Below are 13,901 nucleotides of genomic sequence, written 5' to 3' on the forward strand. Positions count from 1 at the left end.
TATTTTACCAAAGTGTGCAGGCAAAAGCACCCCAAGGACGATTCCCGCCCTTAAAGAGGGATTTCGTTAATATGTTGCGGCTTGGCTACAGGCTCTCCATAATTTTGATTATTTTGTCCAATCACGCTTTTTTCACCATTCAGTTCAATCCGAATTTTTGTTTTGACCGCATCATCTGAATTATCTGCCGCTGTCAGCACAACCGATTCCAAAAATTCAGCAGGCACGGCTTCTCCCTTAGCAAACATATCGTCCGAGAGCGATACCGTAATTACGTTATCTTTGGAGCGTTCTACCGATTTCAGCGCCGTCTCCCCTGTCATCACTTCTTGTAACCCATCCTTGGTCTGCGGCCCTTGAATTAATTGATGCAGTGCTGACTGGACACGATCTTTTTCAGGGCTGACCAACCGTGTTACAGGTACATAGTATTGAACTCCAGCAGGAGAAGATGAAGAGAAATACACGGTGACTGGACTGGAATCCAGTGGTGTTACGCCATGACCAATCTCCAAATTTATACCTACTGCACGCGTCAACGGATGATCCAGCGGTGTGCCGCCAACAGGCATTTCGTTCAGCTTTTTGCCATCCACCCAGATCTGTACGCTCTCAATATCGGGACGGTCGGTCAGGGTCCAGGTCAAGCTCTCCATTAATTTTCGTTCTTCCTGTGGCTTATAGTTGGCGAAAGATTTGTTGAATTCGACAACAGCCAGTTTGTTGTTCTTGTCCACCGTCACACTTTTCACTTCCGTACCCTGGGGGATTACACCTTTAAATCCCTCTGGTAATAATCCGGCATACGGCCCGCCCTCAACCAATGTTTCCAGCGCTGACTTGGCATCTGCCTGCACATCACCTGTAGCAATCGGTAAAGATACAGGGGCCAGCAAACCGTTATGATCTTGCAAAAAAACAGCCCTCAGTTGCCCCGTACTGGCGGGTGCTTTTCCTGTTACAGCCTTAATCATGGACTGCTCTGTCGTGGACGGCGGGGGGTCAATGGATGCCGATTCGTTGCCGAAAAGGCTGCAGCCTGACAACAACAGGGGTAGGGATAGCAGTCCAGCTACAGAGGTCATACGCCATGGGTGTTTTATATTCATAAGTGAAGTTCCTCCCTAACAATTTTGTACAGATTGTACTAATATGTATACGAGCCTCGCGTAAAAAATAACTACTTTTTCAGCAGACTGGACACACTGGTCATAATTGCAGTAGAAATCAGGAGCTATACGAGGAGGGGAATTTCAACTTTATGGACAAGAAAAAAGCACCATACAGCCTGAATAGTAAAAAGGTAGCCGATGCCACCCGCGAGTGGCTGCACAAGCGTGGTGTACACATGACTGAAATCGCAGAACTGGTCATGCTTTTACAGAAAAAATATTACCCGACCCTAACGATGGAAGAATGTATGGAGAATGTGGACAAGGTACTGATGAAGCGCGAGGTTCAAAATGCCGTGCTCACGGGCATCCAACTGGATATCCTTGCTGAACAGGGCGCTCTTCTTCCCCCATTGCAGGATATGATTGAGAATGATGAGGGATTATATGGGGTCGATGAAATTCTGGCCTTCTCCATTGTAAATGTGTACGGAAGCATTGGATTTACCAATTACGGTTATGTCGATAAGCTCAAACCGGGTGTGCTGGAACGCTTGAATGACAAAAGCCTCGGGCCGATCCATACGTTCCTGGACGACATTGTGGGCGCTATCGCAGCTTCGGCCAGCAGCCGTATCGCCCATCGCAAACAGGCAGAGCGCGAGCAGGAGCTTGGGGAAGAAAGTGCACCGAATACAACACGTTAAATAACAAACAACGCTTGGAATACAACAGATATATACAGGGTTAGAGGAGAACTAGACATGGCAAACGTAACTGAAGGATATACATTCCGTACGATGCAGGCTGACGATTATGATCAGGCCATTGACCTTTGGAATGGCTTAGACGGATTGGGATTAAGCGAGGCCGACTCACCGGAGCGGATTGCACGCTTTTTACAACGGAACGAAGGACTTAGCTTTGTCTGTGAGCATGATGGAAGCATCATAGGCACGATTTTGGCGGGTCACGATAGTCGCAGGGGGTTTCTGTATCATCTGGGTGTAGCCACAGCACATCGTGGTCAAGGGATCGCACCCAGACTGGTGGATAAAGCGTTATCTGCTTTGCTGAGAGAAGGCATTGATAAATGTCATCTGTTTGTGATGGAGCATAACGCAGGGGGTCAACGCTTCTGGTCAGCTAACGGCTGGGAGAAACGGGATGGAATTTTACTATATTCCCGAGGACTAGAATAGGATCTAAGTGCTTGATCTATACAAAATAGGAACACCGGGTCTGATTCAAGTCGAGCTATAAACGATCAGACCCGGTGCATAATACTCACAGCTTATTCATTAGCAATTCTAACATTTCAAGCTCCGATTACCTTCATTCATAAATTACAATCCATTTTGTGGACGCAGTGCACGTTCTACAATTCCCAGCGTGGATTGACGAGAGAAGAACCGGGACACCTGAGCTACCCAATAGTTTTGGCGACCGGAAATGATGTGACTACGCCCCTTTTCAAATGCTCTCAACGCGTTCTTCACAACGGTTTGGGGAGTTTCCCTAGTTCCAATTGACGCTTCACTTGCGCCAACAATATCAAAAAACGGCGTTTCCGTTGAGCCTGGACAAAGGGCCAGAACTTTAAGCCCCCGTTTCCGATTTTCGGCCCATAGCGCTTCAGTAAAAGAAAGCACAAATGCTTTGGTTGCTCCATACACCGCCATATAAGGATCGGGCTGAAATGCAGCTGTGGAAGAAACATTGATTAATCCACCATCCCGCTTACGCAATAAATCAGGCATAAATGCATGTGTGATGTCGACTAAAGCAGCCACATTGAGCATCACTTCCTCATGCTGTCGTTCTCCTGAAACCTGCTCAAAGTACCCATAGGTGGCAAAACCCGCGTTGTTAATCAAGAGATCTACCTTTAGCTGTTGCTTTTGAACCTCCTGATGCAATGCTTGGGGTGCTCCTGGTGTGGAAAGATCCAACGCAATCACCGTTGCTTTTACGTTATATTTAGCTGAGAGTTCTTTAGCCAGTGACTTTAATTTGGTTTCATTGCGTGCTACCAAAATGAGATTACATTTCTTAGCTGCAAGCGAATAGGCAAAGGCCTCGCCAATACCGGATGAAGCCCCTGTAATCAGAGCTATTTTATTTGCGTACATAAACATGATGACAACCTCCATAATATCGTTGTTTTATTTTAGAAACATTGTTACCACTACTCTATAATGAACTGAAGTCATCTACTATGACGACCTCAGTACACTTCATATTTACGATGGAGATGAGGATGTTTTAAATGCTACGAGCGCATTCTTCAGTGTAAATGCATACACTCCTTGAGCCATATCTACATCTGAAAAATGACCTGCAAACTGAAGATGTATGACTCCATGTAAAGCAGACCAAAACATCCGGACAACCAGCAGCGGATCATGTTCTTTCAATGCTCCCAGCTCCATAGCGTGTATGACGGTTTGCAGGATTTGAGACAGGGCCGTTGTGGTACCCTCCAAGCTCTGTTCATCCGGCTTGAAATCAGATAATGCCCCGCCAAACATCATTTTGTAATAGGCTGAATGAAGCTGCGCAAATTCCCAGTACGCCCAGCATAAAGCTTCAAGATCAGCGAGTACGCTTTCGGTAACAGGTACTTGCTGGAAGGATTCAGCCAATAGCCGACATCCATCCAGGTACATCTCATTGGCAAGACCATCCTTACTGCCAAAAATACTGTAAATGATCTTGGTGGAACAGCTTAATTTCTGGGCAACTCGTCGCACGGTCACGGCCTCTGGCCCTTCTTCTGCAAGAAGGATACATGCGGCATCAATGACATTTTTACGTAGCAATTGCTGCTGCTGTAGCTTCACTTCCGAATAGGTTTTATAGGGATGCGATGGCTCGGACATGATTCAATACACTTCCTTTTGCTTATTAAAAACTGTTGCTTGATGCTACTATAACAAATTAAAAATCTACACAAGATTCCAGGAAACATTGTTTCAGTTAAGAACCATAGTATTCCAAGCCTGAGTGTTTGTCAAATAAAAAAGAACGCAATGAGTAGGTACACTTACCGCGCTCTGGTTGAATGCTTAAAAATGAAGCTATGTTTGGCGTTCCACGATCAGTAGGCAATGCCTACCCGTGTACGGATAAATTCGTAACTCTTGCATTGACGATAGGTAAAATCAGCAGTATCCGCAGTGGTAATCTGTGAGCCCCCTTCAGGCAAAAAATCTTTTTCCACGCGATAAATACCTGTCCGCGCTCCATCTGGCAGATAGGTTGGACATACGATTGTCCAGTCTAGTGCCGATTCATGCAGCAATTCGTACACTCGCCGATGTTCCTCGGCTGCACGAGTGCTGCGTCGCCGGGTTTCGGAGGACTCGTACCGATACAGGTCCGGTTCGGTCCGGCTTTGCAAAATCCCTGCCGTTCCTACTGTAATGAGCCGGGAAATGGACTGCTCCTGCATGAGCCGGACCAGCAGGGCTATACTAACGGATAAGGTAGTCGTTCCATCCGTATTCAGCGCACTGATTACAGCCTTCGCCCCACCCTTCAGCGCTTGTGCTACGTCCTCTGCATTAGTGGCATCGCCTTGTACGATTTGCAGCTGATTCCCGTATCCGGGTGCGTAATCCTCCAGCTTGTCCGGTGAACGAACAAGGACAGTAACGGCATGACCGTCCTCTAATGCATAATCTAATATATACCGTCCTACGCGTCCGGTAGCTCCCAGCAGCAGCAAATTCATAAAATCCTCTTTTCCGGCATGCATGCCGCTTGTCATGTTGCTTCGTCATGTCACTTGTTGGGTAGCTTTCTGCGACTATTAACGGCAAAGGGGATAGAAGCGCGTGATTGAGTCCGTCTCGCTCATAGAGGCCCTTTCACGGCGCACCAGCTCCACCAGATGAGCCAGCGTCTCGGACATGGCAAACCTTAGCTGGTGAATACCCAACTTGCCACCGAACATGGCAATGCACAGCTCATAGGCTGTGCTGCCCTCCGGTCGGATCAGCTGTTGGAATTTATCCAGCCGTTCTTCATGATGCGCCAGCAACGCTTGCGTCCGCTCCCGAAAATAACCAAACGGATTGCGGTGCCCCGGATATGCCCACGCTACCTCCAGCTCGCCTAGACGCTGCAAGCCGTCTACATAAGACCTCAACGGCTGGGCATCGCTGCCTGGCAGCAGACTGATATTAGGAGAAATCTGCGGCAAAACTGCGTCACCGCAGAGAATAACGCCGCTATTCGGATCAAATAAGGACACATGTCCGGGCGCATGTCCTCCTGTCTCGACGGGCAGCCAACTGCGTCCACCCCATTCCAGACGAGCGTCTATTCCAGTAGGAATAACGGTAATCTCAGGCTGTGGATTCACTTGCAAATAAGCCTGCCGCATATGTAAATCCAAGGCCGATACTTGCTCCAAAGGAAAGCCATGCTGGACAAAAAAGCTAGGAAGCCTGTTCTCCATTGCGACCGTCGATTCTGGAGCGTCCCACATCATCATCGCTTCCTTATGGCTTCGAGCTGACATATGTACACGAGCCTGACTTTGCTGCTGCATCCAGCCCGCCAATCCATAATGATCGGGGTGATGATGAGTTACCACAATGTCAGAGATATCCTCAAAGGATATCCCCAGCTGTTGGAAGACATGTGCCCATTCTGCCTCGGTATCCATATTGCGCGGCCCCGGGTCTACAATCGTAAAACCGTGCTGTCCCTTGAGCACATAGCTATTGACCCAGCGTAGCGGAAAGGACATGGATATTTTGACCTGAAAGCCTCCGTCTATTCGCTCACACGGTGTAAGCTCTGGCATTTTCATGGCTTCCCATCCGCCTTTCTGTTTCAAGCCCGCACGCCGACAAAAATCATTCGAGGCGAAGCATCTTCGATATATTGATCTTCATTATAGCTTCCGTGTACCTGCTCTACGGATAGTCCGGCTTGCTCTAGCAATCCACGAAACTTTTCATACGGATATAGCTTCACTCGTTCATGATACACGCGCGCGGGTTCTCCCTCAGTAGGAGTCGTGCCCATAGCAGAGGCTGCCTCAGTGGCCGTAACGGATGCGGCTGACCGAATCGCAATTTGTTTTTTCACAAAGCCATCTTCAATGACCCGGTGCTCCTCAATCCAATTCCCTTCATCCTCCCGTGACGAATGCGGTACCAAATGAGCGGTTACGTAAGCAGGGTTCAAATAATCTATAATAAAACGTCCTCCCGGCTTCAACAGCCGATATATTTCCTTTAGTACTTTAAGCTGCTCCTCATCCTTTTCAAAATAACCGAAGGAGGTGAACAAATTCATCACCGCGTCAAAGCTTTCGTCCAGCGGCACCTCTCTCATATCCCCTTGATGCCAACTTACCCGCCCTTCGGAATCTGCTGCACGAGCCTCTCTCAGCAACACATTGGAAAGGTCCACACCTGTCACCTTATAACCTGCATCTGCCAGCGCAAGCGAATGACGTCCCATCCCACAGCATAAATCCAATACGCTGGAGCCTTGCGGTAATTTGAGCCAGGAGATCATTTTTTGCACTTCCTGATAGGCTCCCTGAAAGTCGCGATGCTTGTATACCAATAAATAATCTTCCCCAAAGCTTTGCTCGTACCATTCTGCCATATCGTTTCTCCTCCATGAACTCATTTCGCTCTATTACATACTATATTAGCTTTTTCAAACTGGAAACTCAAAAGCATAACGAATAAGAGTTTTGCAAAATCCTGAACAACAAACATGTTACAATAACCGTATTTGAGCTTAAATATTCATAGGAACTTCATACCAACTTCATGTGATTCACCCCATTTTATCATTAAAATGATTCATGGGAACGCCTTTAGAAGTATTCATAAGAGAAAGGAGCGGGGAAGTTATGATTCAAATTGGACTTACGGGTTGGGGCGATCATGATGACTTGTATCCAACCGGCACCAAAGCTAACCAAAAACTAAGCGTTTATGGAAGCCATTTTCCGGTAGTAGAGATGGATAGTTCTTTCTATGCGGTGCAGCCCACAGATCGTATGGCACGCTGGGCGGCGGAAACCCCTGACTCTTTTTCATTTCTAGTCAAAGCCTATCAAGGCATGACTGGACATACCCGCGGCAAGCAGCCTTACTTCAAAACAATAGATGCCATGTACGAAGCACTGCATGCATCCATACAGTCTCTTCGCGAAGCGGGTAAGCTCAAAGCCGTACTGTTTCAGTACCCACCCTGGTTCGACTGTACACGTGAGAATGTCGCTGTACTGCGAGACACGAAAAAAAGGATGGGAGAGGTCCCATCCGTACTTGAATTCAGACATCAAAGCTGGTTCACACCCGATTTTCGGAAACAAACGCTGGCATTCATGCGTGAAGAAGGTTGGATACACAGCGTATGCGACGAGCCGCAGGCAGGACCGGGGTCGGTTCCCATTGTGCCGTTGGCTACAGACGGTAATCTGACAGTCGTACGTCTCCACGGGCGGAACATATCGGGTTGGAATCAAAGCTCCGCGCCTAATTGGCGGGAGGTTCGTTATCTGTATCGGTACAATGAACAAGAGTTGACCGAATGGAGAGACAGATTGCTGGAGCTGGAGCAGCAAAGCCGTGAGGTGTGCGTTATTTTCAACAACAACTCAGGTGGAGACGCCGCTGCTAACGCCAAGCAGCTCATGACCATGCTTGGGATGGACCCTAAACCTTTTCCACCTCGCAAGCCACCCGAAGAGGATAACGGGCCTGAACAGCTTGAACTATTTTGAGGAACAGGCTGAGGATGAGGAGTTGGAGATAGCCTCCTTGAGCTTGCGTGCATTATCCAGTAAATACGGATCGTCAGGTAAATAGCGTAAAGCGGTTTGGTTATGCTCATACGAAGCGTCCAGCTTACCTGCGTGGGCATAGCAATGGCTCAGCCGCACATGAGGTAACCAGGAATAGCATGGTAGTGGAATAGGTCTCATACCCGGAAGGTGATGCTGTTGCTCCAATGCCTTTTCATACCAGTATGCGGCAGTGCTCCATTCGTTTCGTGTGAAAAACCAGTCACCGATCATGCAGCACAAGTCTGATTGCGGTACATCGTATCGAAAGGAGCGTAACAGACTATCCAGCTGTTGCTCCGGCTTCCCGAGGTGAAGATAGCATTCCGCCGACCGCGCACAAGCGGTAATCCGATCCTCACGGTAGCCGCTCGGCTCCTCCAACAGATGGTTGAACGCCTCTGCCGCCTCGGCATATTCTTTACGGTCAAAACATTCATTGGCATGCAAATACAGCAGACGCCCCTCCAGCTTGCCGCTTTCGCTGATCCACCGGGCGAGAATACGTTGGTTGCGGAGCGTGTGGTCTTGCATTCGGCGGTGAGTTACTGCCACATCCGAATGCACGATTTGCCCCTGAGGTATCACCAGATCCTCATGCAGACGCCCTTTCCAGCGGTATTGTCGCTCACGCTTCACGAGACGGATACGGCGTGAGGTGAACAACAGTTCACCCTGCTCCCCCTCTGCCAAATGAAGTGGCATTACCACTGCGTCGATATCCATAGACAAACGCTGCTTCAAGGCACGCAGGCGCTCACGGTCCGGCTCCAGCAGCACATCGTCCGCATCCAGCCACATAATGTAGGAACACGTCGCCTTGTCAAACGATTCATTACGGGCAGCTGCAAAATCATCCTTCCATTCAAACGTATATAGCCGATCCGTATAGCGGGATGCTACCGCCTTCGTCTGATCCGTCGATCCCGTGTCCACTATGATGATTTCATCCATCAGGTCTGCGACCGAATCCAGACAGCGTGCAAGTGTCTGCTCCTCGTTCTTTACGATCATGCACAAGCTGATGGTCATTGGATGCTCAGTCATGACTTCACGTCATCCCCCTTTACCATTGGCTGAATCTGCCATCGTTTTTGTGGTAGACTCACCACCAGTATATGCACCTCTCCTTTCAGCCTGCGTCTTGTCTAGCTGTTCGACACGTGCATACCTTCCCAATGGCAAAAGTTGTTCCTCCATATGCCGGATTCGCTGTACCGCCTTGTCGAGTGCGGCCTTTCGCTGATTCATTTTGCGAACATGTTGCTGCTCCACCAGTCGAAACTGCTCCTCGTCCAGTTTCATCCACTCATTCAGATGCTCTGCCTCTGGTTTGACCTCACGCAGTTCTTTCGACTTCTTGCGGCCTGCAAAGCACAAATATTTGTGATGCACCTCTAGCGCTTTTCCTTCAAAATAAGGATACAACACACGGGAGAGGCTCCCAGCATAGTAAGTCCGCTTGTGATCATGGAACGGATGGTATCCATAAGGTACAGACAAGACGAGCGTTCCCTTTTTATTCAACAAACGGTAAGCATGAGCGAGCAGGGTGTCGGGATGCGCAAAATGTTCCAAAACCTCCCCTAAAATAATGGTGTCAAATCCACCGGGAGGACGCTCAAATTGTGAAATGTCCTTTAACCGAAAGTGGACTCTTGCCCGGACGGGTGCGGATTCCTGACGTAGTTCTTTTTTTGCATAAGAGATGCTGCCCTCTTCCAAATCAATAGCCGTTACCTCAAAGCCTTCCCGTCCAAGCAAAATGGACGTTATCCCCTGACTGCACCCTACATCCAGCACGGTATGGCCCTGTACATGGCGGCAAATCCAGTGAATTCTATTGCGGGTGGCTTCATGAGACTCCTCCGAATTGATTTGCCCGTAATAACGTTCGTTTACCTGATCACGGTTAGCCAACAGCGGCGCCCCCTCCATCACCAGGATGCCCCAAGATCACGACATGTCCACCTGTGCAATGTGCAGTCGCATTACGTGTATCGAAGACTAGCGGGGCATGGTCGACCAGCTGTTGGTAATCCACCACAGAATGGTCTGTCGTGATGACTACGATATCTGCACTTTCCCATAGCTGAGCATTTGCCGTTCGAGATGGGATTGCTTCACCGTTCAGCTTAAAGCTCGATACATATGGGTCGGTGAAGCTCACCGAAGCTCCCATTTTTATTAGATGTTCAAACAGGACAAGAGCTGGGGATTCCCGAACATCATCAATGTCCTTTTTGTAGGCCACACCTGCCAGAATGATTTTGGCTTTGTTTATGGCTTTACCTTTCTGAGCGAGCATGGCTTCAATTCGCTCCGCAATATACAGCGGCATACGCCGATTCATGCGATCTGCCAAGTCCACGAATTCCAGTGGAAAACCATGCTGCTCGGATTTCCATGACAAGTATAGCGGATCAACCGGGATACAGTGCCCCCCGATGCCAGGTCCCGGATAAAAAGGCATATAGCCGAATGGCTTGGTTGCCGCTGCATCCAGTACCTCCCATATATTGATGCCAATTTTCTCACAGGCGGCTGTCAGCTCATTGACCATTCCAATGTTGACGCTACGGAACGTATTTTCGAACAGCTTGGCGGCTTCCGCCACGGTTGTCGAGCTGACCGGAACAATCTGATCCAAAAAGGAGCCATAAAAACCCACTCCCGCTGCCAGACAATCCGGTGTGCAACCGCCGATCACCTTAGGGGTGTTGCGAATGTTAAAATGGACGCTACCCGGATCGACACGTTCCGGTGAAAAGCACACATAAAAATCCTTACCTACTGTCCATCCCCTGCGTTGCTCTATCACCGGCCGAATCAGTTCTTCGGTCGTTCCCGGATAGGTGGTGCTTTCCAGGATCAACAGCGTTTGTCTACGCAAATGAGGTATGGCCTGATCAATTGCCGTCTCAATATAGGACGTATCCGGCTGATGTCCGTCTGTCAGCGGCGTAGGCACACAAATCACGACGATATCCGCGTGCTCCAGCACCTTGATATCCGTAACTGGATGCAATTGCTGCCCGATCAGACCTTCCAAGGCATCATCGCCAATGTCTATGATGTAAGACTTTCCTTGAAGCAGCTTGGCTACTTTGACAGGATCGGAATCTACACCATATACATCATAACCAGCCTGTGCCATTTCCACTGCCATGGGCAGCCCTACATAACCGAGGCCGATCACAGCCACCTTTACAGTTCCTTTTGTTATTTTTTCCATAAGCTGCAAAATACCCACCTCTTTCATCGTTACTCCATGCCTCGCAGTAGCTCAGCAATTCCAGCACGATCCATTAACTCGTCGTCCGAGCGATATTGTTCGAAGTTCACCCGCTCCAAACCACCATATTGACTCAACAAACGCTTGTCTGCTTGCTGGGGAAGAATAACAAAATAACGATCATCATAGCGATACGTGTGCGGCACCTCATAGGGCGAAATCAGCACCTCATGCAGCTTTTCCCCACCACGTATACCAATTTCCTTCACTTTCAACGCAGGCTGTCCCGCCTGTTCTTTCATCACTTCTGCCAAATCCGCAATATTGCAACCCTTCATTTTCATTACTAGCGTCTCTCCACCAATCGCCGTAACAGAAGCCTTCAGCAGCAAGCCAATCGCCTCTCCGAGCGTGAGGAAGAAACGTGTCATATCTGGGCTCGTCAGCGTTAAATCCTGACCTTCCGCAATCTGGCGTTTGAACAGGGGCACGACACTTCCACTCGTCCCTAGCACATTGCCGCCGCGAATACATACAAAGCGAGTACGCTCACTTAAGGCGTTGGCGCGGATCATCAATCTTTCGCCAATCGCCTTCGTCATCCCGTATACATTTACCGGGTCTACCGCCTTGTCTGTAGAGACATCAATTACCTTGGCGACTCCCTGCTCTATGCTGGCCCGAATCACATTTTCCGTACCATGAACGTTTGTCTTGAAGGCCTCTTCCGGCTGTTTCTCACACACAGGGACATGCTTTAATGCTGCCAAATGGAATATATAGTCCACTCCGCGACATGCCTCCTGCAATGCCTGAAGATCTCGAATATCTCCAATCATGAAATTCAGGCGAGGATCAGATTGAAATTGCCGCTGCATGGCAATCTGTGCAAATTCACCGCGTGAGAAAATACGAATTTCCGCTGGTCCCTCCTTCAGCAATTCAGCCGTTAGGCGTTGCCCCCAAGATCCCGTTCCTCCGGTCACCAGCAGTTTTTTTCCTTTGAACAATATAATCTCCTCCTGACCGTTACGAATTGGCAATGCCTGTTCCCAGAAATTCAGCCAGCACGGCATTCATTTCATTCTCTGACAGCCGATCCTTCGCTGGCACTTTTTTCACCGAAGTATTTGCGGCATGAATGACGTTCACATAGTTGCGAAGTGGAATGACCTCATGCGGCAGCTCCGTTACATATCCGTGCGTACCCTTCCCAGGAATGACGACACGGTAATCATTTAGAAAATCCTCCACTTGATAGCGAAACACATAAAAAGAAGGCGAACGGTGAAACACCGGTGCCATCTGTCCCTCAACCGCATCCCACAGGTAACCCATCTGGTTCACCAGCGCAACCGTCTCCGGTTGAAACTTGTAATCATGTAACTGTTGTACAAACGACTGGTGGTACAAATCGTCGGAATCTATTCGAGCAATGAGCAGTTCGTCCGCGCCTTCGATGTACGCATGAATACGACGTTTACTTTCGATGCTCGTACCAAAACGGATGTGGTCGGGAATGGGCTCATGTCGGGCTAGTTCCTCTTCCACAATGTCACTGCATCCGCCCGCCAGCTTGACGACAGATAAGAAATCCGTATTTGTCTGACTGAGTAAACTACGTAGCGTAAAGGTTCTGAATATATCCAGTCGCTCACTGATCCACTCACGTGTCAGGCGGTTGGGATTCATCCCATAGTTATTAAAATTAATTTCAATTACAATCTTGCGATTCATTGATCTTCCTCCCTTTCAACCGTCTTCTCTCAAGTTATGAAGACGCTTCTGAAACGGCACGTACAGATGCAACGAATCTTGTAAAAATAGGTAGAATCCAAAAATAATAGCCGTTCATACAAAAACCTTTTTGCTTTCGACATATGATAGAATACAAAGTTTTTTGCTCCATCTGAAAAGTTGAACAAGCAGGAACGACAGGGAGGTAACATGTTATGACGAATCCAAGGTATCTGGAGATTGACGAGGTACTGAAACGATTGAAGCTGGCACTCGATCAGCAACAGTCCTTTTCGCTCATTCGTATCGGGGATGGTGAAAATTTGGTGTTGTCGCAGGACACCGTCTGGCCGATGGAAAAGGTATTACGGGAACGTTGGGCGGTTAAAGCCAATCTCGGTCAAAAGGGACTGTTTCTACCGAATACGGAACTACGGGACGCGGTGGCTGAGGCAGTGAGCAAAGCCAGCATTGCTGGCATTTTGCCATATGATGACGAATCTATTAAAGCACCATCCTATATGAAGCGGGAGCTGACCGATCAGGTCTTTGCTCACTATGCTCTTTCCCCCGCGCTGACCTGCCACGCCTGCCTGAATCGTTATTTGGCTGAGACACCCGCTTTCTGGGACATGCTGAAAAATCGACGCATTCTGCTGGTCACCCGGACGGCCGCTGAAGTAAAGCCTGTTCTTGAGGCCGATCCGTACAGGCTGAATATCGCGCACACACTGGCATTTCATCAATATGAACAAATGCCTGAAACACTCCAATGGATTGCAGCACACAAAGATGACTTTGATATTGCGCTGTTCTCTTGTGGTGTCAATGCAGTCGTGTTAGCACAAAAAACAGCAGAGCTAACTGGCAAAGTAGGTATAGACTTCGGCAAGGCGATTAATATCGTCATGTTTGGCAAAGCTAATTAATAGATAAAATAGTTTTGTGAAAAATACACTTAGTAAGTAATCTTTGCTCCGTATATCAAAAAGCA

The 13,901-nt window shown here is 48.5% G+C and carries 15 protein-coding genes; 4 read left to right on the forward strand and 11 right to left on the reverse strand.

What is annotated here, in order from left to right; translation table 11 throughout:
* Positions 1-50: 50 nt before the first annotated feature.
* Entirely contained in the window at positions 51-1,109 is a 1,059-nt protein-coding gene (locus tag KAI37_RS20230) for a GerMN domain-containing protein (RefSeq protein WP_023990027.1), read from the reverse strand.
* A 152-nt stretch (positions 1,110-1,261) separates the two neighbouring features.
* Here KAI37_RS20230 and KAI37_RS20235 point away from each other — a divergent pair, with 152 nt between their 5' ends.
* Both KAI37_RS20235 and KAI37_RS20240 read left to right on the forward strand, forming a co-directional pair.
* Positions 1,262-1,819: a phosphatidylglycerophosphatase A family protein gene (locus KAI37_RS20235; protein WP_069080429.1), complete on the forward strand. Its 558-nt coding sequence runs from the start codon at positions 1,262-1,264 to the stop codon at positions 1,817-1,819.
* 57 nt (positions 1,820-1,876) lie between these two features.
* The gene (locus KAI37_RS20240) at positions 1,877-2,314 is read left to right on the forward strand and encodes a GNAT family N-acetyltransferase (RefSeq protein ID WP_071642634.1); all 438 of its coding nucleotides are present in this window, start codon (positions 1,877-1,879) and stop codon (positions 2,312-2,314) included.
* A 144-nt stretch (positions 2,315-2,458) separates the two neighbouring features.
* On the opposite strand, the gene KAI37_RS20245 is transcribed toward KAI37_RS20240, so the two are convergent.
* The 5 genes from KAI37_RS20245 to KAI37_RS20265 form a co-directional block, all read right to left on the reverse strand.
* Positions 2,459-3,250 (reverse strand): SDR family NAD(P)-dependent oxidoreductase, encoded by a 792-nt coding sequence (locus KAI37_RS20245; RefSeq protein WP_028541530.1) that lies wholly within the window; start codon positions 3,248-3,250, stop codon positions 2,459-2,461.
* Between the two features lie 105 nt (positions 3,251-3,355).
* Positions 3,356-3,994 (reverse strand): TetR/AcrR family transcriptional regulator, encoded by a 639-nt coding sequence (locus KAI37_RS20250; protein ID WP_076294436.1) that lies wholly within the window; start codon positions 3,992-3,994, stop codon positions 3,356-3,358.
* A 218-nt stretch (positions 3,995-4,212) separates the two neighbouring features.
* Positions 4,213-4,848, reverse strand: coding sequence for an NAD(P)-dependent oxidoreductase (locus KAI37_RS20255; protein ID WP_076294468.1), 636 nt, complete (start codon positions 4,846-4,848; stop codon positions 4,213-4,215).
* Between the two features lie 78 nt (positions 4,849-4,926).
* Positions 4,927-5,934 (reverse strand): MBL fold metallo-hydrolase, encoded by a 1,008-nt coding sequence (locus tag KAI37_RS20260; protein ID WP_220030094.1) that lies wholly within the window; start codon positions 5,932-5,934, stop codon positions 4,927-4,929.
* Between the two features lie 23 nt (positions 5,935-5,957).
* The gene (locus KAI37_RS20265) at positions 5,958-6,743 is read right to left on the reverse strand and encodes a class I SAM-dependent methyltransferase (protein WP_220030095.1); all 786 of its coding nucleotides are present in this window, start codon (positions 6,741-6,743) and stop codon (positions 5,958-5,960) included.
* 253 nt (positions 6,744-6,996) lie between these two features.
* On the opposite strand from KAI37_RS20265, the gene KAI37_RS20270 reads away from it, so the two are divergent.
* Positions 6,997-7,875, forward strand: a complete 879-nt coding sequence (locus tag KAI37_RS20270) for a DUF72 domain-containing protein (RefSeq protein ID WP_220030096.1) — start codon at positions 6,997-6,999, stop codon at positions 7,873-7,875.
* On the opposite strand, the gene KAI37_RS20275 is transcribed toward KAI37_RS20270, so the two are convergent.
* The 5 genes from KAI37_RS20275 to KAI37_RS20295 are packed head-to-tail and all read right to left on the reverse strand — an operon-like array spanning position 7,867 to position 12,907.
* A complete protein-coding gene (locus KAI37_RS20275; RefSeq protein ID WP_071642639.1) occupies positions 7,867-8,982 on the reverse strand; it encodes a glycosyltransferase family 2 protein in 1,116 nt (371 codons plus the stop codon). The two genes, KAI37_RS20270 and KAI37_RS20275, sit on opposite strands and share 9 nt — an antisense overlap.
* Positions 8,983-8,991: 9 nt before the next feature.
* Positions 8,992-9,855, reverse strand: coding sequence for a class I SAM-dependent methyltransferase (locus KAI37_RS20280; protein ID WP_220030097.1), 864 nt, complete (start codon positions 9,853-9,855; stop codon positions 8,992-8,994).
* Positions 9,848-11,197 (reverse strand): nucleotide sugar dehydrogenase, encoded by a 1,350-nt coding sequence (locus KAI37_RS20285; RefSeq protein ID WP_076294439.1) that lies wholly within the window; start codon positions 11,195-11,197, stop codon positions 9,848-9,850. Before KAI37_RS20285 ends, KAI37_RS20280 begins: the two co-directional genes overlap by 8 nt.
* Positions 11,198-11,199: 2 nt before the next feature.
* Positions 11,200-12,180, reverse strand: a complete 981-nt coding sequence (locus KAI37_RS20290; protein WP_076294440.1) for a polysaccharide biosynthesis protein — start codon at positions 12,178-12,180, stop codon at positions 11,200-11,202.
* Between the two features lie 19 nt (positions 12,181-12,199).
* The gene (locus KAI37_RS20295) at positions 12,200-12,907 is read right to left on the reverse strand and encodes a glycosyltransferase family A protein (RefSeq protein WP_076294441.1); all 708 of its coding nucleotides are present in this window, start codon (positions 12,905-12,907) and stop codon (positions 12,200-12,202) included.
* A 215-nt stretch (positions 12,908-13,122) separates the two neighbouring features.
* Here KAI37_RS20295 and KAI37_RS20300 point away from each other — a divergent pair, with 215 nt between their 5' ends.
* Positions 13,123-13,836: a GT-D fold domain-containing glycosyltransferase gene (locus KAI37_RS20300; protein ID WP_220030098.1), complete on the forward strand. Its 714-nt coding sequence runs from the start codon at positions 13,123-13,125 to the stop codon at positions 13,834-13,836.
* Positions 13,837-13,901: the final 65 nt, after the last annotated feature.

Source organism: Paenibacillus sp. S25 (genome assembly GCF_019454085.1).
In the GTDB taxonomy this organism is placed as follows: Bacteria; Bacillota; Bacilli; order Paenibacillales; family Paenibacillaceae; genus Paenibacillus; species Paenibacillus polymyxa_B.